The sequence below is a fragment of the Ancylobacter sp. Lp-2 genome (genome assembly GCF_020523795.1).
Taxonomy (GTDB): domain Bacteria; phylum Pseudomonadota; class Alphaproteobacteria; order Rhizobiales; family Xanthobacteraceae; genus Ancylobacter.
This window is the reverse complement of the sequence record NZ_JAJALI010000001.1, coordinates 603,340-623,687: the sequence shown is the minus strand read 5'-3', so window position 1 is coordinate 623,687 and position 20,348 is coordinate 603,340. Positions and strand designations below refer to the sequence as shown.

Here is a 20,348-nt window from a genome sequence, read left to right as displayed (position 1 = left end):
TCCGGATCGCCTCAGTTGATCTGGTTCTGCTTGTAGTAGCCCGAACCGACCAGCACCGGTTCCCAGTTGCTCTTGTCGACCACCACCGGCTTCAAGAGGTAGGACGGCACGACCTTCTTGCCGTTATTGTACGTCTTGGTGTCGTTCACCGTCACCGTCTTGCCCGACAGCGAGGCGTCGACCATGTCGGCGGTCACCTTGGCGAGCTCGCGGGTGTCCTTGAAGATCGAGGAATACTGCTCGCCGGCCAGCATCGACTTCACCGACGGCACCTCGGCGTCCTGCCCGGTGACGACCGGCATCTTCACGCCGCCCGAGCCGTAGCCGACGCCCTTGACCGAGGACAGGATGCCGATCGACAGCCCGTCATAGGGCGAGAGCACGCCGTCGAGCTTCTTGTCCGAGTAGTAGGCGCTCAAGAGGTTGTCCATGCGCGCCTGTGCGGTGGCGCCGTCCCAGCGCAGGGTGGACACCTTGTCCATGCCCAGCTGGCCGGAGGCCACCTTCAGCGTGCCGTTGTCGATCAGCGGCTTCAGCACCGACATGGCGCCGTCGTAGAAGAAATAGGCGTTGTTGTCGTCCGGCGAGCCGCCGAACAATTCGATGTTGAACGGCCCCTTGTTCTCGGGATAGCCGAGGCCCTTCAGCAGCGACTGCGCCTGCAGCACGCCGACCTGGAAATTGTCGAAGGTCGCGTAGTAGTCGACATTCGGCGTCTCGCGGATCAGTCGGTCATAGGCGATGACCTTGATGCCCTTGTCGGCGGCCTGCTTCAGCACGTCCGACAGGGTGGTGCCGTCGATGGAGGCGATCACCAGCACCTTGGCGCCCTTGGTCACCATGTTCTCGATCTGCGAGAGCTGGTTGGGGATGTCGTCCTCGGCATATTGCAGATCGGTGTTGTAGCCGCGCTCCTTCAGCACCTTCACCATGTTGTCGCCATCGGCGATCCAGCGGGCGGAGGACTTGGTGGGCATGGCGATGCCGACGGTCGCCTTCTCCTGGGCGGAGGCGGCACCGGCGAACATCAGCGCCCCGAGGGCGAAGGCGGAAAGCGTCGTGGTCAGGCGTTTCATCTCGGTCTCCCGTTTGGATTGGATGGCCGCGTTTCGCGTGCCGTGTTCTTGGCGGCGAGCGGACACAGGGTCCGTCGCCGCGCGTGACGTCAGCCGCGCCTCATCGCGAGGCGCGCAAGCTCCCCCGTGAGCGCGGCGGGCGGGCGGCGCTCATCGCGCGCCTCCCCCGGCAGAGGTGGACGCCGAGGCGAAGGCGATGCGGGCTGCCTCGTGCAGTCCGTCGCGCACGCAGGTCTCGGCATCGCACAGGCCGATGCCGGCAAGGCCTGCAATGGCGAAGGCGCGGCCATACAGCTCGGCAATAGCCCCCGAGGCGACGAGAACCGTGCCCTCGAGCGCGCCCATGCGCGCATAGGCACCGGTGATCTCCAGCCCGATCAGCAGGCCCGACAGCCGCGCCAGCGTATCGTCGGCCGGCGCATCGGCCAGCAGCCAGCCGGCGCGCAATTCGAACAGCCGGTTGCCGATCGCCGCCGGCGCCTCCAGCGCATCGGCAACACCGCCGGCAAAGGCCGGCGAACCGGGATCGACCACCGCCGACCCTTCTGCCGCCGGTGCGACCACCGAGGCGGTGCGGATCAGCTGGAACAGTTCGCCGGTCATGAAGGTGGCGAAACCGGCGACGGCACCGGCCTCCATCCGCACCCATTTGGAATGGGTGCCGGGCAGGCAGGCAAGGCCGTCATACCCATCGCTGGCCAGCGCCAGCAGCTGGGTTTCCTCACCGCGCATCACGTCGGGGTGCTCGACATCGCGCTGGGCGATGCCGGGCAGGATGCGCACGGGACGGCGGGCGGCGGGCACCTCGGTCGCAAGCTCGGCGAGGCGGTCGAGGCGCACCGGCGCGTCGAGATAGGCGGCCTCCTTCCAGCCCGAGCGCGAGCCGACCATGCCGCACATCATCACCGGCACGCCGGCCGGCACGCCGAGCGCGGCGAGATGCGATTCCAGCACCGCCTCGAAGCCTTCGGCGGCGGAGACGGCGAGCCCCTGGGGGCTGCGGCGCTCGGCCAGCACCTGTCCCTCGGCATCCAGCGCCCACAGGCGGAAGCTCGACGTGCCCCAGTCGACGACGACATGAGCGGGGGTCTGAGCGGGTGCCTGCATCACAGGCCTCCCAGCCGCACGCGCGGCTCGGCGCGTCCGCGCGCGCCGACATCGAAGAGGAAGGTCCGGCCATGGCCGGGATCGCCGGCGCGCGCCGCCTCGTCCATGCCCTCGAAGGCGGAGGTGACCAGCAGCCGGTCGAAATCGCGGCCGACGAAGACCGGGCAGCTCGGCTGCCGGGCGGGCACGTCGAGGCTGCGGACCAACTCGCCGGCCGGCGAATAGGCGTTGACGCGCCCGCCGCCCCAGATCGCGCACCAGATCAGCCCCTCGGCGTCAGTCACCGCGCCGTCGAGGCCGCCGGCTTCCGGGTGGCGGTGCAGCGTCTGCGGCTCGCCCTCCGGCAGGCCGGTCAGCGGGTCGAGCTCCACCCGGAACAGCGTGTTCTCGCGGGTGTCGGCGAAATAACCGACCGTGCCATCCGGCGAGAAGCAGATGGCGTTGGGGATGCTGATGCCGGAGAACAGCCGCAGCAACGCGCCGGCGCGGAAGGCATAAATGGCGCCGGCGCCCTGCTCGGCGCGCTTGCCCATGGTCGACACCCAGAAGGTGCCGGAGGGATGCACCCGTGCATCATTGGAGCGCGTCGCCGGGTCGTCGGCCTCAATGTCCGCCACCTTGTCCAGCCGGCCGCTGGCTATGTCGCGCAGCATCAGCCCGTGCTCGGTGGAGATGAGCTGCCGGCGCTCGTCGACCACGGCCAGCGCGCTCGCCATTACCGGCAGCTCGTGCACGCGGTGCGCGCCGCCGGAGGGGCTCTGGGCGTAGAGATGCTTCTCGAGAATGTCGAACCACCACGCGGTGTCGCTGGCCGCGTCGTAGCTCGGCCCTTCGCCGAGATGGCAGCGCGCGGCGCAGAGCAGTGTCGCCGCCCCGGCGGGGGCGAGGATTGGGGCTTGGGTGGGGGCGCTAGTGGTTGTCACGCGGCATCCCCATGGTCTGAGCGATGCGCTGGTAGCGCACCGCCGGCTCCAGCACCGCGCCGGTCTCCAGCTGGCCGACGAAACTGCGCTGGATCTCCTGCCAGGGCGTCTGGTGCGCCGGGTAGTGATAGCCGCCGCTCGCCGCCAGCTCCTGCCGGCGCTGTTCCAGTTCTTCTTCGGAAATCAGCATGTTGGCGCTGTTGCGCTTCAGGTCGATGCGCACCCGGTCGCCGGTGCGCAGCAGCGCGAGGCCGCCGCCGACCGCCGCTTCCGGCGAGGCGTTGAGGATGGAGGGCGAACCGGAGGTGCCGGACTGGCGGCCGTCGCCGATGCAGGGCAGCGCGTGGACGCCGGCCTTGATGAGGTAATCCGGCGCCCGCATGTTCACCACTTCCGCCGCGCCGGGATAGCCGACCGGGCCGGCGCCGCGCATGAACAGCACCGTGTGCTCGTCGATGGCGAGCGCGGGATCGTCGATGCGGGCGTGGTAATCCTCCGGCCCGTCGAACACCACGGCGCGGCCTTCGAAGGCCTCGGGATCCTCGGGGTTGGAGAGGTAGCGGTCGCGGAACTCCTGCGAGATCACGCTGGTCTTCATGATCGCCGAGGAGAACAAATTGCCGCGCAGCACCCGGAAGCCGGCCCTCTGCTTCAGCGGCGTCTCATAGGGACGGATGACGTTCTCGTCCTCGATGCGCGCCTCGCGGCAATTGTCGCCGAGGGTACGGCCATTGGCCGTCATCGTCTCCTCGACGATAAGCCCTTGATTCATCAGCTGCTTGACCACCGCCGGCACGCCGCCGGCATGGTAGTAGTCCTCACCGAGATACTCGCCGGCCGGCTGCAGGTTGACCAGCAGCGGCACCTCCTCGCCATAGGTCTGCCAGTCGTCGATGGAGAGCTCCACTCCGACATGGCGGGCGAGCGCATTGAGGTGGATCGGCGCGTTGGTGGAGCCGCCGATCGCCGAATTCACCCGGATGGCGTTGAGGAAGGCGTCGCGGGTGAGGATATCGGAGGGCTTGAGATCCTCATGCACCATCTCGACGATGCGCAGGCCGGTGCGGTAGGCAACCTCCTGCCGGTCGCGATAGGGCGCCGGGATGGCGGCGGAGCCGGGCAGCTGCATGCCGAGCGCCTCGGCGAGCGAGTTCATCGTCGTCGCCGTGCCCATGGTGTTGCAGTAACCCGTTGACGGCGCTGAGGAAGCCACCAGCTTGACGAATCCGGCATAGTCGATCTCGCCGGCCGCCAGCAGCTCGCGCGCCTTCCACACGATGGTGCCGGAGCCGGTGCGCTCGCCCTTGTACCAGCCGTTCAGCATCGGCCCGACCGACAGCGCGATGGCGGGAATGTTGACGGTGGCAGCGGCCATCAGCAGCGCCGGGGTGGTCTTGTCGCAGCCGATGGTCAGCACCACGCCGTCGAGCGGGTAGCCGTAGAGGACTTCCACCAGCCCGAGATAGGCGAGGTTGCGGTCGAGGCCGGCGGTGGGGCGCTTGCCGGTCTCCTGGATCGGGTGGACGGGGAACTCGATGGCGATGCCGCCGGCCTCGCGAATGCCCTCGCGGGTGCGCTTGGCCAGCTCGATATGGTGGCGATTGCAAGGGGATAGGTCGGATCCGGTCTGGGCGATGCCGATGATCGGGCGACCGCTCTGCAGCTCTTCCTGCGACAGGCCGAAATTGAGATAGCGCTCCAGATAGAGCGCGGTCATGTCGATATTGTGCGGGTTGTCGAACCAGGCGCGGGAGCGCAGCTTGCGGTCGGATTTGGGGGCGTTGCCGTGCATGATGCTCTCCTCAACCTTCGAACGGTTCCACCACGATACGCCGACCGAGCAGGAATGCATCGGCGACGTGCTGCAGCGGCGACAGGTCGATATCCCCCGCGCCGCGGGCGACTAGATCGGCGAAGTGTCTGTAAATACCGGGATATTCGGCTTCCGGCTCCTCGATCAGCGGCTTGCCGTCGAGGAACAGTTTGGAGCCGCCGAGCGACAGGGTGAGCTTTCCCGCCGCCGTCTCGACATGGATGTCCCAGGTCTGCGGGCCGGTTTGCAGGAAATCGAGCTCGGCACGGATCGGCACCCCCGTGCTATCGGCGAAATCCAGCGCCGCCTCGATGGGGGCGTCGCGGTTGGCCGGGAAGCTGAGGGTGGCCTGCGTCAGGAAGAAGGGGTTCGGCAGGATACGGGTCAGGATCGATAAGGCATTGATTCCAGGATCGAAAACTCCGAGACCACCCGGCTCGAAGATCCAGTCCTGACCGGGATGCCAGACGCGGACGTCTTCCTTCCACTCCACCGTGACCGCGCTGGGCGCGTGCTCGGCGAGGAAGGCACGAGCGGGCTCCACCGCCGGGGCGAAGCGGGAATGCCAGGTGGCGAACAGCGTCTTTCCGGACGCCTGCGCCGCCGCGACCAGCGGGGCGAGCTCGCTGACCGTGGCGCCCGGCGGCTTCTCGAGAAGCACGTGTTTTCCGTGGCTTAGCGCCAGCGCCGCCTGCTCGCGCCGCACCTGAGGCGGGGTACAGAGCGCCACCGCATCGACCGCGACGTCGCTCGCCAGCAATTCGTCGAGGCCGGCGAAATGCGGCACGCCCTCCAGCGTGGCGTTACGGCTGGCGATGGCGACCAGCCCGATCCCCTCCGTCTTGGCGATGGCGGGGAGGTGCTGGTCGCGGGCGATCTTGCCGAGGCCGACAATGGCGAGACGGATCATGACGCGCTGTCCGATGAGAGCGAAATCGAGGGCAGTGAGGTGGACGATGCGGCCGATCGGCCGACCGCGATGACCGATGCGATCATTTTCCGCCCTCCGACGCGGGCGCCGGCACGATGGTGCCGTCGAGGAGGCGCGGCAGGCGCAGCGGATTACCGTCGCGCACCGCCGGCGGCAGCAGCGCCTCGGGCAGGTCCTGGTAGCAGACCGGACGCAGGAAGCGGCGGATGGCGAGGGTGCCGACCGAGGTCGAGCGCGGGTCGCTCGTCGCCGGGAAGGGGCCGCCATGCACCATGGCGTGGCAGACCTCGACACCGGTCGGCCAGCCATTGGCAAGGATGCGGCCGGCCTTCTCCTCCAGCACCGGGACGAGCTCGGCCGCCAGCGGGTGGTCGGCGGCGTCCAGATGCAGGGTGGCGGTGAGCTGGCCCTCCACCGCGCGGGCGACGGCGAGCATCTCGGCGGCGTCGCGACAGCGGATCACCAGGGAGGAGGCGCCGAACACCTCGTGCGAGAGGGCGGCCTCCGATAGGAAGGCCCCCGCTTCGGCAACGAACAGCGCCGGGCGGCAGGCATTCGGGCCGGCCTCGGCACCGCCGCGGGCGATCTCGGTGGCGCCGGCTGCGGCGAGCGCGGTCACGCCCTTGGCATAGGCGCCGGCGATGCCGGGGGTGAGCATGGTGGCGGCCGGCGCGCCGCTCACCGCCGCCCCGGCGCTGGCGAGGAAGCGGTCGAGCCCCTCGCCCTCGATGGCGATGACGAGGCCGGGATTGGTGCAGAACTGGCCGGCGCCCATGGTCAGCGAGCCGACAAAGGCGGTGCCGAGCGCCTCGGCGCGCGATTCCAGCGCGGCGGGCAGCAGGAATACCGGGTTGATGCTGCTCATCTCGGCATAGACCGGGATCGGCACCGGACGCTTCGCGGCGATCGCCACGAGGGCGAGGCCGCCGGCGCGGGAACCGGTGAAGCCCACCGCCGCGATGCGCGGATCGGCCACCAGCGCGCCGCCGAGTTCATGCGACGTGCCGGTGAGCAGCGAGAACACGCCTTCCGGCAGGCCGGCCTTCGCCACCGCCGCGCGGATGGCGCGGCCGATCAGCTCAGAGGTGCCGGGATGGGCGGGATGGCCCTTGACGATCACCGGGCAGCCGGCGGCGAGCGCCGAGGCGGTGTCGCCGCCGGCCACCGAGAAGGCGAGCGGGAAATTCGAGGCGCCGAACACCGCCACCGGCCCGACGCCGATATGGCGCAGCCGCAGGTCCGCGCGCGGCAGCGGCTTGCGATCCGGCAGCGGACTGTCGAGGCGCGGCTCGTCGGCGCCGCCGGCGCGGATCCACAAGGCGAACAGCCGCAACTGGCCAGTAGTGCGGGCGCGCTCGCCCTGCAGCCGGGCGGCGGGCAGGCCGGTCTCCTGCGTCGCCCGCTCGATGAGGGCATCGCCAATGGCCTCGATCTCGGCGGCGACAGCGTCGAGGAAGGCCGCGCGCTGCTCCGGCGTGGTGGCGCGGTAGGCGGGGAAGGCCTTCGCGGCGAGGGCGGCGGCGGCGGCGACATCGGCCGCGCCGGCCTCGACGAAGGCCGGCTCGATCTCGACCCCAAGCGCGGGATCGACGGCGCGGAAGGTCGGGCCTTCCGTCACCTCGCGCGAGCCGATCAGCAGGGCACCGGTGATACCGGTTGGCAAGATCATGGTCACTTCCCCCAGCTCAGCACGACGGGATCGAGCGTGCGCGCGATCTCGATCAACCCGGCGCGGGTGGCGGGATGCACCGGCGGCAGCGGCGCGCGCAGCGTGTCATGGGCGATGACGCCGCCTTCCTTCATCAGGATCTTAGCCGCCGCGAGGCCGGTCTGGCGGTTCTCGTAATTGATCAGCGGTAGCCAGCGGGCATAGGCGGCCACCGCCGCCGCGCGATCCCCCGCGACATAGGGATCGATGATCTGGCGGATGCCGTCCGGATAGCCGCCGCCGGTCATGGCGCCGGTGGCGCCGGCGTCGAGATCGGCCATCAGGGTGATGGCCTCCTCGCCGTCCCACGGCCCCTCGATGGCGTCGCCGCCGGCCTCGATCAGCGCCCGCAGCTTGCCCGCCGCGCCGGGCACCTCGATCTTGAAATAGGCGAGCTGCTCGATCTCCTTCGCCATCTTCGCCAGGAAGGGCACGGAGAGCGGCGTGCCGGCCACCGGGGCGTCCTGCACCATGATCGGGATATCGATGGCATCCGACACGGCGCGATAGAAATCGTAGATCGCCGGCTCCGGCACCCGGAAGGTGGCGCCGTGATAGGGCGGCATGATCATCACCATCGCCGCGCCCATCTCCTGCGCCCGCTTCGAGCGCTCGGCGCAGACGAAGGTGGAGAAATGCGTGGTGGTGACGATCACCGGCACCCGGCCGGCGACATGCTCCAGCACGGTGCGCATGACGAGGTCGCGCTCGTCGTCGGTGAGCACGAACTGCTCGGAGAAATTGGCGAGGATGCACAGGCCATGCGAGCCGCCGTCGATCATGCAGTCGATGGCGCGCTTCTGGCCCTCGAGGTCGAGCCGGCCCTCGGCATCGAACACGGTCGGGGCGACCGGGAAGACGCCTTTATAGGGACGGGCGGCGGAAGTCGTGGTCATCGGGCAACCTCAAAACAGATCAATGCGAACGGGTCGGTGCAAACGGATCAGTGGTTGTCGCGCGGCACCGGCGAACCGGAGCGCCCGACCAGGAAGTCGAAATCGGCGCCGCGATCGGCCTGCAGCACGTGGTCGATATAGAGGCGCTGGTAGCCGCGCGCGGCGTGCGGCTGCGGCGCCACCCAGGCGGCGCGGCGCTCGGCGAGTTCGGCCTCCTCCACATGCAGGTGCAGCGAGCGGGCGGGTACGTCGAGGGTGATGAGGTCGCCGTTCTTCACCAAGGCGAGCGGGCCGCCGGCGGTGGCCTCCGGAGCGACGTGCAGCACCACCGTGCCATAGGCGGTGCCGGACATGCGGGCATCGGAGATGCGGATCATGTCGCGCACGCCCTGGCGCAGGAGCTTAGCCGGCAAAGGCACGTTGCCGACCTCGGCCATGCCGGGATAGCCCTTCGGCCCGCAATGCTTCAGCACCATGATGCAGGAGGCGTCGATGTCGAGATCCTCGTCGTTCACCGCGTGGTGCATCTCCTCGACGCTCTCGAAGACGACGGCGCGGCCGGTGTGGACCATCAGTTCGGGCGAGGCCGCCGACGGCTTGATGACGGCGCCGTCCGGGGCGAGGTTGCCGGTGAGGATGGCGATGCCGGCCTCCTCCTTGAACGGCGCCTCGAACGGGGTAATGACCTCGGCGTTCCAGTTCGGCGCCTGCGCGACGTTCTCCCACAAGGTGCGGCCATTGGCGGTGCGGGCGTCCTTGTGCAGGAGGCCGCGCTCGCCGAGCGCGCGCAGCACGGCGGGCAGGCCGCCGGCATAGTAGAAATCCTCCATCAGGAAGCGGCCGGACGGCATCAGGTCGACCAGGCAGTGGATGTCGCGGCCGAGGCGGTCGAAATCCTCGAGGCTGAGGTCGACGCCGATGCGCCCGGCAATGGCCAGCAGGTGCACCACCGCATTGGTGGAGCCGCCAATGGCGGCCAGCGTGCGGATGGCGTTCTCGAAGGCGGCGCGGGTCAGGATGTCGGAGGGCTTCAGGTCCTCATGCACCATCTCGACGATGCGGCGGCCGGCCATGCGGGCCAGCAAGGCGCGGCGGGCGTCGGCGGCGGGGATGGCGGCGTTCTCCGGCAGGCCGATGCCGAGCGCTTCCACCATCGAGGCCATGGTCGAGGCGGTGCCCATGGTCATGCAGGAACCGGCCGAGCGGTTCATGCCGGCTTCCGCCGCGTGGAACTCCTCCAGCGTCACCTCGCCGGCGCGCAGCTGCTCGCTCATCGAGATGATGTTGGTGCCGGATCCGATGATCTGGCCGCGATAGACGCCGCGCAATTGCGGGCCGCCGGAGACGCCGATGGCCGGCAGGTCGGCGGAGGCGGCGCCCATCAGGAGGGCCGGGGTGGTCTTGTCGCAGCCCATCAGCAGCACCACGCCATCGAGCGGATGGGCGCGGATGGCTTCCTCGACATCCATCGAGGCGAGGTTGCGGAACAGCATGGCGGTGGGACGCATCGTCACCTCGCCGAGCGAGGAGACCGGGAATTCCAGCGGGTAGCCGCCGGCATCCAGCACGCCGCGCCGCACATGCTCGGCGAGGTCGCGGAAATGGATGTTGCAGGGGGTGAGCTCGGACCAGGTATTGCAGATGCCGATCACCGGGCGGCCGTCGAACTGGTCCTGCGGCGTGCCGGAGTTCTTCAGGAACGAGCGGTAGTAGAAGCCCATCTTGTCCTGGCGGCCGAACCACGCCTGACTGCGCAGGGTTTTCTTCTTGTCGGTCTCGTCGCTCATTTCGGCACCCGTTCAGCCCGCCGCGCCGTGGCGGCGCAGGCCATTGAAGATCACATGCGTCATCGCCGCGCCGGCCGCCTCGGCGTCCTTGTCGGCGATGGCCTCGACGATGCGCTCATGCGCGACCACCGCGACGTCGCGCTCGCGCGCATCCGCCGGGGCGGAGAGCACGAAGGAAGCCCGCAGCGCCGCCTCGATCACCGCGCCGATGGAGCGCATGAACGGGTTGCCCGAGGCATTGGCGATGGCGATGTGCAAGGCGAGGTCGCCCTCGGCGAAACCCTCGGAGGCGCCGGGCTCCTCGCCCATGCGGGCGACGGCGACGCGCATCAGCTCGAGGTCCTCCTCGCTGCGGCGCTCGGCGGCGAGCGCGGCCGCGCGGGGCTCGACCGCCAACCGGATCTCGGCGAGGTCGCGCAGGAAGCGGCGGTCGATGCCGGCATCGAGATGCCAGGCGAGCACGTCCGGATCGAACATGTTCCACGCCGAGCGCTCGCGCACCACGGTGCCGACGCGCGCCTTGGTGGACAAAAGTCCCTTGGCGACCAGCGTCTTGACGCTCTCGCGCAGCACCGGGCGGGAGACGCCGAACAGCAGCGTCAGCTCGGCGTCGCCCGGCAGCTTCGCCCCCTCGCCATAGCGGCCGGCGATGATGTCGATGCCGATGGTGCGCGCCACCTCGGCATGATTGGAATGGCCGCGGCGGGCGGGGATGACGATGATCCGGGAATTCATGCGTGGGCGCCTCCGGTCGCGTGACGGCGCGAACGCCGCGCCAGCCCCAGCGTAACCTGCTGGAAGCCGATGAAGGCAAACAGCAACAGCCCGGTGGCGATCTTCGCCCACCAGCTCGACAGCGAGCCGTCGAACGAGATGTAGGTCTGGATCAGCCCCTGGATCAGCACGCCGACGAAGGTGCCGAACACGAAGCCATAGCCGCCGGACAAGAGCGTGCCGCCGATCACCACCGCCGCGATGGCGTCGAGCTCCACCCCCACCGCCGACAGCGAGTAGCCGGACGAGGTGTAGAGCGAGAACACGATGCCCGACAGGCCGGCCAGCGCGCTCGACAGCGTGTAGATCAGCACGGTGGTGCGGGTGACGTTCACCCCCATCAGCGCGGTGGAGACCCGCGAGCCGCCCAGCGCGTAGACATTGGCGCCGAACCGGGTGAGGTGCAGCAGCACCATGCCGCCCGCGACGACGAGGATCATGACCATCGCCGGCACGGTGAGCCGGGCGCCGCCGGGCAGCCGCAGCGCCTGCTCGGCGAGGTGGGAATAGAGATCGGCGGTGATCGGGATCGATTCCGTCGACATCAGGAAGCTGGCGCCGCGCGCGAGGAACATGCCGGCCAGCGTGACGATGAAGGGCGGCAGCTCGAAATATTCGATCGCCGCGCCCATCGCCGCGCCGAACAGCGCCGAGATCACCAGGATCAGCGCGAAGGCGGCGAGCGGCGGCACGCCCCAGCGCTCGATGGCGATGGCGAGGAACACGGTGGAAAAACCGATCACCGAGCCGACCGACAGATCGATGCCGCCGGAGATGATGACGAAGGTCATGCCCACCGCGACGATGCCGAGAAAGGCATTGTCGGTGAACAGGTTCATCACCACCCGCAGCGAGGCGAAGTTGGGGAAGGTGAGCGAGCAGATCAGGAAGCCGATCAGGAACACCGCCGTGGTGGCAGCGACCGGCAGGAGACGGCTAGTGGCGTTCATGCGCGCCTCCCGAATAGGTTGGAGCCGAGGCCGGCGAGGCGCGGCGACTGGGCGAGCAGCACGGCGAGCACCACCACCGCCTTGACCACCAGGTTGGTCTCCGGCGGGAAGCCAGAGAGCAGGATGCCGGTGTTCATCGCCTGGATGATGAGGGCGCCGACCACCGCCAGCACCAGCGAGAAGCGGCCGCCGAACAAAGAGGTGCCGCCGATCACCACCGCCAGGATGGCGTCGAGCTCCAGCCACAGGCCGGCATTGTTGGCGTCGGCGCCGAGGATGTCGGCGGCGGCCACGATGCCGGCGATGGCGGCGCACAGCCCGCACCAGGCATAGACCGCGAGCGTGATCAGCCGCGTGCCGACGCCGGCTAGCGCGGCAGCGCGGGCATTGCCGCCGGTCGCCTCGATCAAGAGGCCGAGCGCGGTGCCGCGCACGATGAGCAGCGTCAGCGCCAGCAGAGCGAGGGTGATGACGATCGGGGTGGGCAGGCCCAGCACCGAGCCACCGCCGAGAAAGGCAAGCTCCGGCGAGGTGAAGGTGACGATGCGGCCCTCGGTGATCAATTGGGCGATGCCGCGCCCCGCCACCATCAGGATCAGCGTGGCGACGATGGGCTGGATGCCGAGCACCGCCACCAGGAAGCCGTTCCACAGCCCGCAGGCGAGGCCGGCACCGAGCGCGGCGGCGAGCACCACGGGCAGCGGGTAGCTGTCGGCGAGGCTGGCGGCGATGGCGCCGCAGATCGCCATCACCGCGCCGACCGACAGATCGATGCCGCGCATGGCGATGACCAGCACCATGCCGAGCGACAGGATCGCCACCGGCGCGCCGCGGTTCAGCACGTCGATCAGGCTGCCGAACAGGCGGCCATCCTGCAGGCGGATGTCGAAGAATTGCGGCGACACCACCCAGTTGATGGCGAGGATGACGAGCAGCGCCACCACTTGCGAGGTGCCGATACGGGGCAGGCGAAGCGACATGATCCCCTCCCTCACGCGGCCTGCTCGCCCGCCGGCGCATCGGCGGCGATGGCGGCGAGGATGCCGGGCACGGTGATGGCCTCGCCGGTGAGGCGGGCGACATGGTGGCGGTCGCGCAGCACGATCACCTCATCGGCATAGGTGACGATCTCCTCCAGCTCGGAAGAGACGACGAGCAGCGCCATGCCTTCAGTGCACAGCCGGCGGATCAGCGCGATGATCTCGGCGTGAGCGCCGACATCGATGCCGCGCGTCGGCTCGTCGAGGATCAGGAGGCGCGGCTGCGTGGCGAGCCAGCGGGCCAGCAGCGCCTTCTGCTGGTTGCCGCCGGACAGGAGGCCGATCGGCCGTTCCGGATCCGGCGGGCGGATGTCGAGCAGGCGGATGAATCGGGCGGCGATCTCGTCCTGCTCGCGGCGCGACAGCGGCTTCAGCGCGCCGCGCTTGGCCTGCAAAGCGAGCACGATGTTCTCGCGCACGGTGAGCTCGGCGACGATGCCCTCGGTCTTGCGCTCCTCCGGGCAATAGCCGAAGCCGAGATGCAGCGCCTCGGCCGGGCTGGCCAGCGCTACCTTGGCGCCGTCGACGATGGCGGTGCCGGTGTCGGCTGTCGCGGCGCCGAAGACGAGGCGGGTGGTCTCGGTGCGGCCGGAGCCGAGCAGGCCGGCAAGGCCGACCACATGGCCGGGGCGCAAGGCGAGGTCGAACGGCGCGACATAGCCCGCCTTGCCATAGCCCTCAAAGGCGGCGAAGGCGGCCTCGCGCCCGCCAGCGGCCTCGCCCGACGCGGCGGCGAGGGCACGCTCGGCTGTGGCATGCGCCAGCTCGCGGCCGAGCATCATCTTGACGAGATCGAGCCGGGGCAGCTCGGCGGTGGTGGCACTGCCGGCGAGCCGGCCGTTGCGCAGCACGGTGATGCGGTCGCAGATCGCATAGACCTGATCGAGGAAGTGCGTGACGAAGACGATGCCGATGCCGCGCGCCTTCAGCTTGCGCATCACCGCAAACAGGATCTCCACCTCATGGGCGTCGAGGCTGGCGGTGGGCTCGTCGAGGATCAGCACGCGGGCCGACTGGTCCACCGCGCGGGCGATGGCGACGATGTGCTGCACGGCGACCGAATAGCTCTCCAGCGGCGCGGCGACGTCGATGTTGAGGTCGAAGCCGGCCAGCACCGCCGCCGCGCGCCGGCGCATCTCGCCCTCGCGCACCAGGCCGAAGCGGGTGGGCTGGCGGCCGAGGAACAGATTCTGCGCCACCGACAGGTTGGGGGCGAGATTGACCTCCTGATAGACGGTGGCGAGGCCCGCCTGCGTCGCCTCCGCCGCCGAGCGCGGGGCGATCAGGGCGCCGTCGAGCCGCAGCGTGCCGGCGTCGCGATGGACGACGCCGGTCATGCACTTGATCAGCGTCGACTTGCCGGCGCCATTCTCGCCGAGCAGCGCATGAACCTCGCCATGACGCAGGGTAAGTCTGACGCCGTCGAGCGCCTTGAAGCCGGCAAAGGACTTCGAGAAGCCGGCGAGCTCCAGCAGGGGAGCCGGATCGCGGCGATCATCGGTCGGGGTGTCGCTCGGGGTCATGGAACGCTCTCGCCGGCGGCGGGCCTCGGTGGACAGGCTGTGGACAGATCGGTGGACAAGCCGCCATTCTCCACAGGGAGAAGAAGTGGACGGCGCCGCCGGAGGATCGAGGCGTGAGCCCTTCCGGCGGGTAGAGGGCGATGAAGACGGGGCCGCGCGGAGCGCGCCGGGTGGGCCGGCTCGGTCTCCCCTCGCGGCGGAGCTTCGGGGGATGCGCCGCTCATCCTCTCCTCCGCCTGGACACGGCCATTGCCGGGTTCGGTTCCGGCAAGGTCGAGACCGGAAGCATCCGGCCGCCCGAACCCGATATCGCCGGGTTGGGTTCCGGCGGAGTCGAAGCCGGAGGTATCCGGCTTCGACGGAGAGGTGGCCGCGAGGCGTATCGGTGAGGGAGAGATCGGGAAGAACCCCTCACCCCATCCCTCTCCGGTCAAAGTCGGACATTTCCGACTTTGACCCTGCTGTCGGCAGAACTCGGCAGCAGCCGGGTTCTACGCAGGGAGAGGGAGCCCCTCTCGGTTCCATGCCTCCCTCTCCGCGAACCCGGCAACGACCGGGCTTCGGTGGAGGAAGAGGCGCCGCCCGGAGACAAGCGGCGCCGGACCTCGCCCGGCCTCAGTAGCCGAGGTCCTTTTTGGAATCGTAGATCGCCTTCGGGTTGTCGGCCTGGGTGTAGAGCTTGGATTCGGTCTGGATCCACTTCGGCGGCACCGTGCCCTTGTCCTTGTAGGCGACGATGGCGTCGAAGGCCGGGCCCGCCATGTTGGGGGTCAGCTCGACGGTGGCATTGGCCTCGCCGGCCGCCATCGCCTTGAAGATGTCCGGCACCGCGTCGATGGAGACGGTGAGCACTTCGGTACCCGGCTTCAGCCCGGCTTCCTTCATCGCCTGGATGGCGCCGACCATCATGTCGTCGTTGTGCGCGTAGACGGCGCAGATGTTCTTGCCGCCGCCCTCGGCCTTGATGAAGCTTTCCATGACTTCCTTGCCCTTGGCGCGGGTGAAGTCGCCGGTCTGCGAGCGGACGATCTTGACGTTGGAGGCGCCGGCGATGCCGTCCTCGAAGCCCTTCTTGCGGTTGGCGGCGACCGAGGCGCCGACCGTGCCCTGGAGCTCCACCACGTTGCAGGGCTTGCCGGCGACGGTCTTCACCAGCCACTGGCCGGCGACCTTGCCCTCATGCACCGAATCCGAGGTGACGGCGGTGAGGTAGAGTTCCTTGCCGGAGGGATCGATGTCGCGGTCGAGCAGCACGACCGGGATCTTGGCCTCCTTGGCCTCCTTCAGCACCGTGTCCCAGCCGGTGGAGACGACGGGGGCGAGGAAGATGGCGTCGACACCCTGGGCGATGAAGGAGCGGATCGCCTTGATCTGGTTCTCCTGCTTCTGCTGGGCGTCGGCGATCTTGAAGGTGATGTTGCGCTTCTTCGCCTCCGCCTTGGAGACGGTGGTCTCCGCCGCGCGCCAGCCCGATTCCGAGCCGATCTGCGAGAAGCCGACGGTAAGGTCGCCCGCGCGGGCGCCTGTGGCGAACAGGGCGCCGGACAGAGCCGCCGACATGGCGGTAGCGAGCATCAAAGCCTTGAAGGACATGGCGTTTCTCCCGTGAGGTTCAGCTGCGCGCCACTTCCGGGCGCTTGTGAGCTGGCGTTTTATGGCACGGTTTGGAACGCTTGAATAGTCATACTGTTTGACTTTTCAGCCGCAGTGCAGCGAGCCCTTCGCGGCCGCAAACGTCATGCCGGAGCTGACGCAACGGCCCGGCCGGCGCGTGGGCGCCAGCGGTCCGCTCTTGTCGGATCAGACCGGGGCGCCGAAGCTGCCTGGGTTCCGGAAATCGGCGGATCACCGCCGCCCTCGAGCGAGTGCCGCCATGCTGATCCGCCCCGCGACGCCGGCCGACGAAGGCGCGATACTCCGCCTGCTCCGCCAGATCGCCACTGAAGCCGACGAACCCGATTACGGCCCGGACTGCGGCGAAGTGCGGCTGCTGGAGGTGATCGAAGGGTGCCGGACGCTGGTGGTGGAGCAGGACGGCGCCGTCATCGGCATGAGCGCCGTGCGGGTGCTGGATTTTTCCGGGCGCCCCGACGCCAAACATCCGGATCCGCCCTGTGCGAAGGCGGCGTTTCTCATGGCGTTCGGCATCGAGGCCGCCCAGCGCCGCCGGGGCCATGGCACCACGCTGTTCGCGGCAATGCGCGCCCTACTCGACGAGGAGGGCGTGGAGGCGCTCAGCCTCAACGTGTCCGCCGCCAATGAGGCGGCGCAACACTTCTATCGGCGGATGGGGCTGGCGGTCCGCTCCATGCACATGGCGATGGAATTGGCGCCGCAATAGCGGCACGCGGCGCCTCGCACCCGGCGGAACCAGGGGCGAGCGAAAACGAAGGCGAGGGCCCGTCGCGGCAGGCGAAGCGGCGCGAGAACGCGCCCCCCGGCGGCCGGCGCTCAGCGCACGAAGCCGACGATGTCCTTCACCTGGCGCATGGTGACGTCGGCGATGGCGCGGGCGCGCTCGGCGCCGTCGCGCAGCACCGCGTCGATATGGCCGGGATCGGCGACAAGGCGCTTCATCTCGTTGCCGATCGGCCCGAGCTTCTCCACCGCCAGCTCGACCAGCGCGCCCTTGAAGGTGGAGAACTGGCCGCCGCCATAATTCGCCAGCACCTCTTCCTTGCCGCTGCCGGACAGCGCGGCGTAGATGCCGACGAGGTTCTCCGCCTCCGGGCGGCCCTTGAGGCCGTCGAGCTCGGTGGGCAGCGGCTCCGGATCGGTCTTGGCCTTGCGGATCTTCGAGGCGACGGCGTCGGCATCGTCGGTGAGGTTGATGCGCGACAGGTCGGAGGGATCCGACTTCGACATCTTCTTCGAACCGTCGCGCAGGCTCATCACCCGCGCCGCCGGGCCGCCGATCAGCGGCTCGGTGAGCGGGAAATAGCCGCCCTCCTCGCCCCGGCCGAGGCCGTTGGCGGCGATCGATTCGGCGAAGTCGTTGTTGAACTTCTGCGCGATGTCGCGGGTGAGCTCGATATGCTGCTTCTGGTCCTCGCCCACCGGCACATGGGTGGCGTGGTAGAGCAGGATGTCGGCGGCCATCAGGTTGGGATAGGCGTAGAGGCCGACCGAGGCGTTCTCGCGGTCCTTGCCGGCCTTCTCCTTGAACTGGGTCATGCGGTTCAGCCAGCCGAGGCGGGACACGCAGTTGAACACCCAGGCGAGCTCGGCATGGCCGGAGACCTGGCTCTGGTTGAAGACGATGTGCCTGGTCGGGTCGATGCCGGCGGCGAGGTAGGCGGCGGTGACTTCGCGGATGTTGCGCGACAGCTCGGACGGGCCGCCCCAGACCCGCATGTCCGGGGTGATGGCGTGCATGTCCACCACGCAATAGATGCAGTCGAAGCTGTCCTGCAGCTCGGCGAAGCGCTTGATGGCGCCGAGATAATTGCCGAGATGCAGGTTGCCGGTCGGCTGCACGCCGGAAAACACGCGCTGCTGGACGTTCATTACACCCTCGAAAAGGCTGGCAACCTCGAAGAAACGGGATCTCCCGCCGGGTCCGCCGCGGACGCGGCTTTCCAGGGTCCGCGTCATGGCACGCACGGCCTGACGGCGCAAGGGCCCGTAAGCCTGAAGCCCGGGCTGTAAGCCGGAAGCCGGAACGGTCTCAGCGGCGCGGCAGCAGGCCGAGGCCGCCGGCGGCCAGCCCATAGGCGACGACACCGGCCAGCACCACGCCGCCGAGCACCAGCGCGCCGGAAAGGCCGCCGGCGGCGAGCGGGGCGGCGAGGAAATGCGCCGACAGCCCGACCGGCAGCGCCATGACCAGCGTCGCCGCGAGGCAGGCGGCCAGCCGCCGCCATTCGCCGCCGTCGAGACGCAGCAGGCCGGCGCGGGCGAGCCCGCCCCACAGGCCGATGAGCGCCACCACGCTGGAGACAACGACGCCGAGCGCCGGCCCGGCAAGGCCGAGCGGGCCGGCGGCGGCGAAGCCGATCCCCCCGCCGGCGACCAGCGCGGCGAGGCTGACGCGGGTGACCAGCCGGCCGAGCCCCTGCGCGAAGGCGGCGGTCGACAGGATGCGCTCCATCGCCTGCAAGGGCAGGCTCGCCGCCAGCATCGCCAGCGCAGTGACGGTGAGCGCGGTCGCCTGCGCGTCGAAGGCGCCGCGCTGGAACAGCACCCGCACGATCGGCTCGGCCAGCAGAGCGAGGCCCATCGCCGCCGGGGCGGTGAGCGCCAGCGCCGCGACGAGCGCGTGACCCGTCAGATTCTCCGGCCGACCGCGCACCGCCAGCGCCGGCAGCAGCACCGCCCCGGCGCTCGCCCCGACCAGGCCGAGCGGCAATTCGACGAGGCGGGTGGCGTAGAACAGCGCCGAGACGCCGCCGTCGAGACCGGAGGCGCTGGCATTGGCGACGAGGATGCGCAGCTGCGGCAGCGCGGCGGCGAACAGCGTCGGCCCGGCCGCCAGCAGCACCGGCAGCGCCGCCTTCAGCGCCGCGCGGTTCGGCACAAGGGTGGCCGGCCGATAGGGCAGCGCGGCGCCGATCACCAGGAGCTGGGCGAGCGCGCCGGCCAGCGTCGCCACGGCGAGGAACACCAGCGCGCGGGCGCCGAACCCCTCGCTACCGCCGACATGGAGGAGGGCGAACAGGCCGATCACCGCCAGCACGGCGAGATTGCCGACGGCGGGGGCGAAGGCCGGGCGCGTCACCCGGCCGGCGGCATTGACCAACGCGGCGAGCACGCCGGCGCAGGCGGCCAGCGGCAAAGCGAACATGGCGATGCGCCCGGCCAGCACCGCGCCGCCGGCACGGGCGGGATCGTCGAGGAAGCCCGGCGCCAGCAGCGCCGCCACCTGCGGCATGAACAGCGCCAGCCCCGCCGCCAGCAGGCCCGCCGCGACGGTGAAGGCGAGGAGCAGCGCCCCGGCGAAGGCGCCCGAGGGCGGGGAGGGCGGCGTGGAGGAGGGCGGGGCGGCGGTCGCAACGGCGGGAAGCGAGGCGGAAGCCGGCGCAGGCTCCGGCGCGACGGTACCGAGCGTGGCGGGATGAGTCGCGGCGGAAGGGGCGGGCGGGGAAGAAGCGGCGGGCAGGCGCGGCAGGATGGCGGCGTTCAGCGCCCCCTCCCCGAGCAGCCGGCGGGCGAGCTGGGGAATGGCGAGGCCGGCGACCGAGGCGTCGGCCACCGCGCCGGTGCCGAACAGCGCCGCCACCGCCGCGTCGCGGGCGAAACCGAGCACGCGCGAGAGCAGCGTCAGCGAGACGACGGTGGAGGCATGCCGCAGCAGGGACATCAAGGCGCCGGCGGTTGGGACCTCGCCAGCAATAGACGCTCGGAACGCGCGGCGGAAGGGCGCCGCAGTGCAACCATGCGGGGGAAGGCGTGGGGGCGAAGGGCGCGCTTCCCAAGGGCCGGTCGTGGAAGGGCGAGGGCTGGGGCCTCGGCCTCATCCTGACGCCGGACGGGGCCCCCGCCACCGCCGCGCCGGGAGCAAAGCCCGGCACGCGCGGGGCCGCGTTGGCGAGACGACGGCGGGATAAGCCGCGGCGGGACATCAAGGCACCCATGATCCTGAGCGCGCCAGCCATGGAGGCTCGGGGACGAGCTGACGATTGACGTCTCGGCCTCGCCCCCACGGCCGGACGGGGCGACCGCCGCCGTGCCGGAACAAAGCCGCGCACGCACAGGGTCGCGGCGGCGGGATGAGGATGGGACAGGCCGCGACGGGACATCAAGGCATCAACGGCCCCTGACCGCGCCAGCCATCGAGATTCGAGGGAGAGATCGACGATTGACCTCCCGGCCTCCCCTCGA

General features: G+C 69.9%; 16 protein-coding genes. 1 reads left to right on the top strand and 15 read right to left on the bottom strand.

Annotation, left to right across the window (positions count from 1 at the left end):
* Nucleotides 1-11: 11 nt before the first annotated feature.
* The 13 genes from chvE to ytfQ form a co-directional block, all read right to left on the bottom strand.
* Nucleotides 12-1,076, bottom strand: coding sequence for a multiple monosaccharide ABC transporter substrate-binding protein (gene chvE, locus LGR54_RS02945; RefSeq protein WP_230360461.1), 1,065 nt, complete (start codon nucleotides 1,074-1,076; stop codon nucleotides 12-14).
* A 150-nt stretch (nucleotides 1,077-1,226) separates the two neighbouring features.
* Nucleotides 1,227-2,183 (bottom strand): 2-dehydro-3-deoxygalactonokinase, encoded by a 957-nt coding sequence (locus LGR54_RS02940; RefSeq protein ID WP_230360460.1) that lies wholly within the window; start codon nucleotides 2,181-2,183, stop codon nucleotides 1,227-1,229.
* Entirely contained in the window at nucleotides 2,183-3,106 is a 924-nt protein-coding gene (locus LGR54_RS02935) for an SMP-30/gluconolactonase/LRE family protein (protein ID WP_230360459.1), read from the bottom strand. The genes LGR54_RS02940 and LGR54_RS02935 overlap by 1 nt, the downstream gene beginning before the upstream one ends.
* Entirely contained in the window at nucleotides 3,093-4,898 is a 1,806-nt protein-coding gene (locus LGR54_RS02930; protein ID WP_230360458.1) for an IlvD/Edd family dehydratase, read from the bottom strand. Before LGR54_RS02930 ends, LGR54_RS02935 begins: the two co-directional genes overlap by 14 nt.
* A gap of 10 nt (nucleotides 4,899-4,908) precedes the next feature.
* Nucleotides 4,909-5,829, bottom strand: coding sequence for a Gfo/Idh/MocA family protein (locus tag LGR54_RS02925; RefSeq protein ID WP_230360457.1), 921 nt, complete (start codon nucleotides 5,827-5,829; stop codon nucleotides 4,909-4,911).
* Nucleotides 5,830-5,911: 82 nt separating this feature from the next.
* Nucleotides 5,912-7,519: an aldehyde dehydrogenase (NADP(+)) gene (locus LGR54_RS02920; RefSeq protein ID WP_230360456.1), complete on the bottom strand. Its 1,608-nt coding sequence runs from the start codon at nucleotides 7,517-7,519 to the stop codon at nucleotides 5,912-5,914.
* Nucleotides 7,520-7,521: 2 nt separating this feature from the next.
* Entirely contained in the window at nucleotides 7,522-8,454 is a 933-nt protein-coding gene (locus tag LGR54_RS02915; RefSeq protein ID WP_230360455.1) for a dihydrodipicolinate synthase family protein, read from the bottom strand.
* Nucleotides 8,455-8,501: 47 nt separating this feature from the next.
* Nucleotides 8,502-10,241 (bottom strand): IlvD/Edd family dehydratase, encoded by a 1,740-nt coding sequence (locus tag LGR54_RS02910; protein ID WP_230360454.1) that lies wholly within the window; start codon nucleotides 10,239-10,241, stop codon nucleotides 8,502-8,504.
* Nucleotides 10,242-10,253: 12 nt separating this feature from the next.
* Entirely contained in the window at nucleotides 10,254-10,976 is a 723-nt protein-coding gene (locus LGR54_RS02905; RefSeq protein ID WP_230360453.1) for a FadR/GntR family transcriptional regulator, read from the bottom strand.
* Nucleotides 10,973-11,965: a galactofuranose ABC transporter, permease protein YjfF gene (yjfF, locus tag LGR54_RS02900; protein WP_230360452.1), complete on the bottom strand. Its 993-nt coding sequence runs from the start codon at nucleotides 11,963-11,965 to the stop codon at nucleotides 10,973-10,975. The genes LGR54_RS02905 and yjfF overlap by 4 nt, the downstream gene beginning before the upstream one ends.
* A complete protein-coding gene (locus LGR54_RS02895; protein ID WP_230360451.1) occupies nucleotides 11,962-12,945 on the bottom strand; it encodes an ABC transporter permease in 984 nt (327 codons plus the stop codon). Before LGR54_RS02895 ends, yjfF begins: the two co-directional genes overlap by 4 nt.
* Nucleotides 12,946-12,956: 11 nt before the next feature.
* Entirely contained in the window at nucleotides 12,957-14,528 is a 1,572-nt protein-coding gene (locus LGR54_RS02890) for a sugar ABC transporter ATP-binding protein (RefSeq protein ID WP_230360450.1), read from the bottom strand.
* Between the two features lie 615 nt (nucleotides 14,529-15,143).
* Complete coding sequence (gene ytfQ, locus LGR54_RS02885; RefSeq protein WP_214007764.1) at nucleotides 15,144-16,121, bottom strand: galactofuranose ABC transporter, galactofuranose-binding protein YtfQ; 978 nt, start codon at nucleotides 16,119-16,121, stop codon at nucleotides 15,144-15,146.
* 145 nt (nucleotides 16,122-16,266) lie between these two features.
* Here ytfQ and LGR54_RS02880 point away from each other — a divergent pair, with 145 nt between their 5' ends.
* Entirely contained in the window at nucleotides 16,267-16,869 is a 603-nt protein-coding gene (locus tag LGR54_RS02880) for a GNAT family N-acetyltransferase (RefSeq protein WP_230360449.1), read from the top strand.
* Between the two features lie 110 nt (nucleotides 16,870-16,979).
* On the opposite strand, the gene trpS is transcribed toward LGR54_RS02880, so the two are convergent.
* Both trpS and murJ read right to left on the bottom strand, forming a co-directional pair.
* Entirely contained in the window at nucleotides 16,980-18,035 is a 1,056-nt protein-coding gene (trpS, locus tag LGR54_RS02875) for a tryptophan--tRNA ligase (protein ID WP_230360448.1), read from the bottom strand.
* 160 nt (nucleotides 18,036-18,195) lie between these two features.
* Nucleotides 18,196-19,827, bottom strand: coding sequence for a murein biosynthesis integral membrane protein MurJ (gene murJ, locus LGR54_RS02870; RefSeq protein ID WP_230360447.1), 1,632 nt, complete (start codon nucleotides 19,825-19,827; stop codon nucleotides 18,196-18,198).
* Nucleotides 19,828-20,348: the final 521 nt, after the last annotated feature.

Coding starts and splice junctions, on each gene's coding strand:
- chvE (WP_230360461.1), bottom strand. CDS start 1,076: ATGAAACGCCTGACCACGACGCTTTCCGCCTTCGCCCTCGGGGCGCTG.
- LGR54_RS02940 (WP_230360460.1), bottom strand. CDS start 2,183: ATGCAGGCACCCGCTCAGACCCCCGCTCATGTCGTCGTCGACTGGGGC.
- LGR54_RS02930 (WP_230360458.1), bottom strand. CDS start 4,898: ATGCACGGCAACGCCCCCAAATCCGACCGCAAGCTGCGCTCCCGCGCC.
- LGR54_RS02925 (WP_230360457.1), bottom strand. CDS start 5,829: ATGATCCGTCTCGCCATTGTCGGCCTCGGCAAGATCGCCCGCGACCAG.
- LGR54_RS02920 (WP_230360456.1), bottom strand. CDS start 7,519: ATGATCTTGCCAACCGGTATCACCGGTGCCCTGCTGATCGGCTCGCGC.
- LGR54_RS02915 (WP_230360455.1), bottom strand. CDS start 8,454: ATGACCACGACTTCCGCCGCCCGTCCCTATAAAGGCGTCTTCCCGGTC.
- LGR54_RS02910 (WP_230360454.1), bottom strand. CDS start 10,241: ATGAGCGACGAGACCGACAAGAAGAAAACCCTGCGCAGTCAGGCGTGG.
- LGR54_RS02905 (WP_230360453.1), bottom strand. CDS start 10,976: ATGAATTCCCGGATCATCGTCATCCCCGCCCGCCGCGGCCATTCCAAT.
- yjfF (WP_230360452.1), bottom strand. CDS start 11,965: ATGAACGCCACTAGCCGTCTCCTGCCGGTCGCTGCCACCACGGCGGTG.
- LGR54_RS02895 (WP_230360451.1), bottom strand. CDS start 12,945: ATGTCGCTTCGCCTGCCCCGTATCGGCACCTCGCAAGTGGTGGCGCTG.
- LGR54_RS02890 (WP_230360450.1), bottom strand. CDS start 14,528: ATGACCCCGAGCGACACCCCGACCGATGATCGCCGCGATCCGGCTCCC.
- ytfQ (WP_214007764.1), bottom strand. CDS start 16,121: ATGTCCTTCAAGGCTTTGATGCTCGCTACCGCCATGTCGGCGGCTCTG.
- LGR54_RS02880 (WP_230360449.1), top strand. CDS start 16,267: ATGCCGGAGCTGACGCAACGGCCCGGCCGGCGCGTGGGCGCCAGCGGT.
- trpS (WP_230360448.1), bottom strand. CDS start 18,035: ATGAACGTCCAGCAGCGCGTGTTTTCCGGCGTGCAGCCGACCGGCAAC.
- murJ (WP_230360447.1), bottom strand. CDS start 19,827: ATGTCCCTGCTGCGGCATGCCTCCACCGTCGTCTCGCTGACGCTGCTC.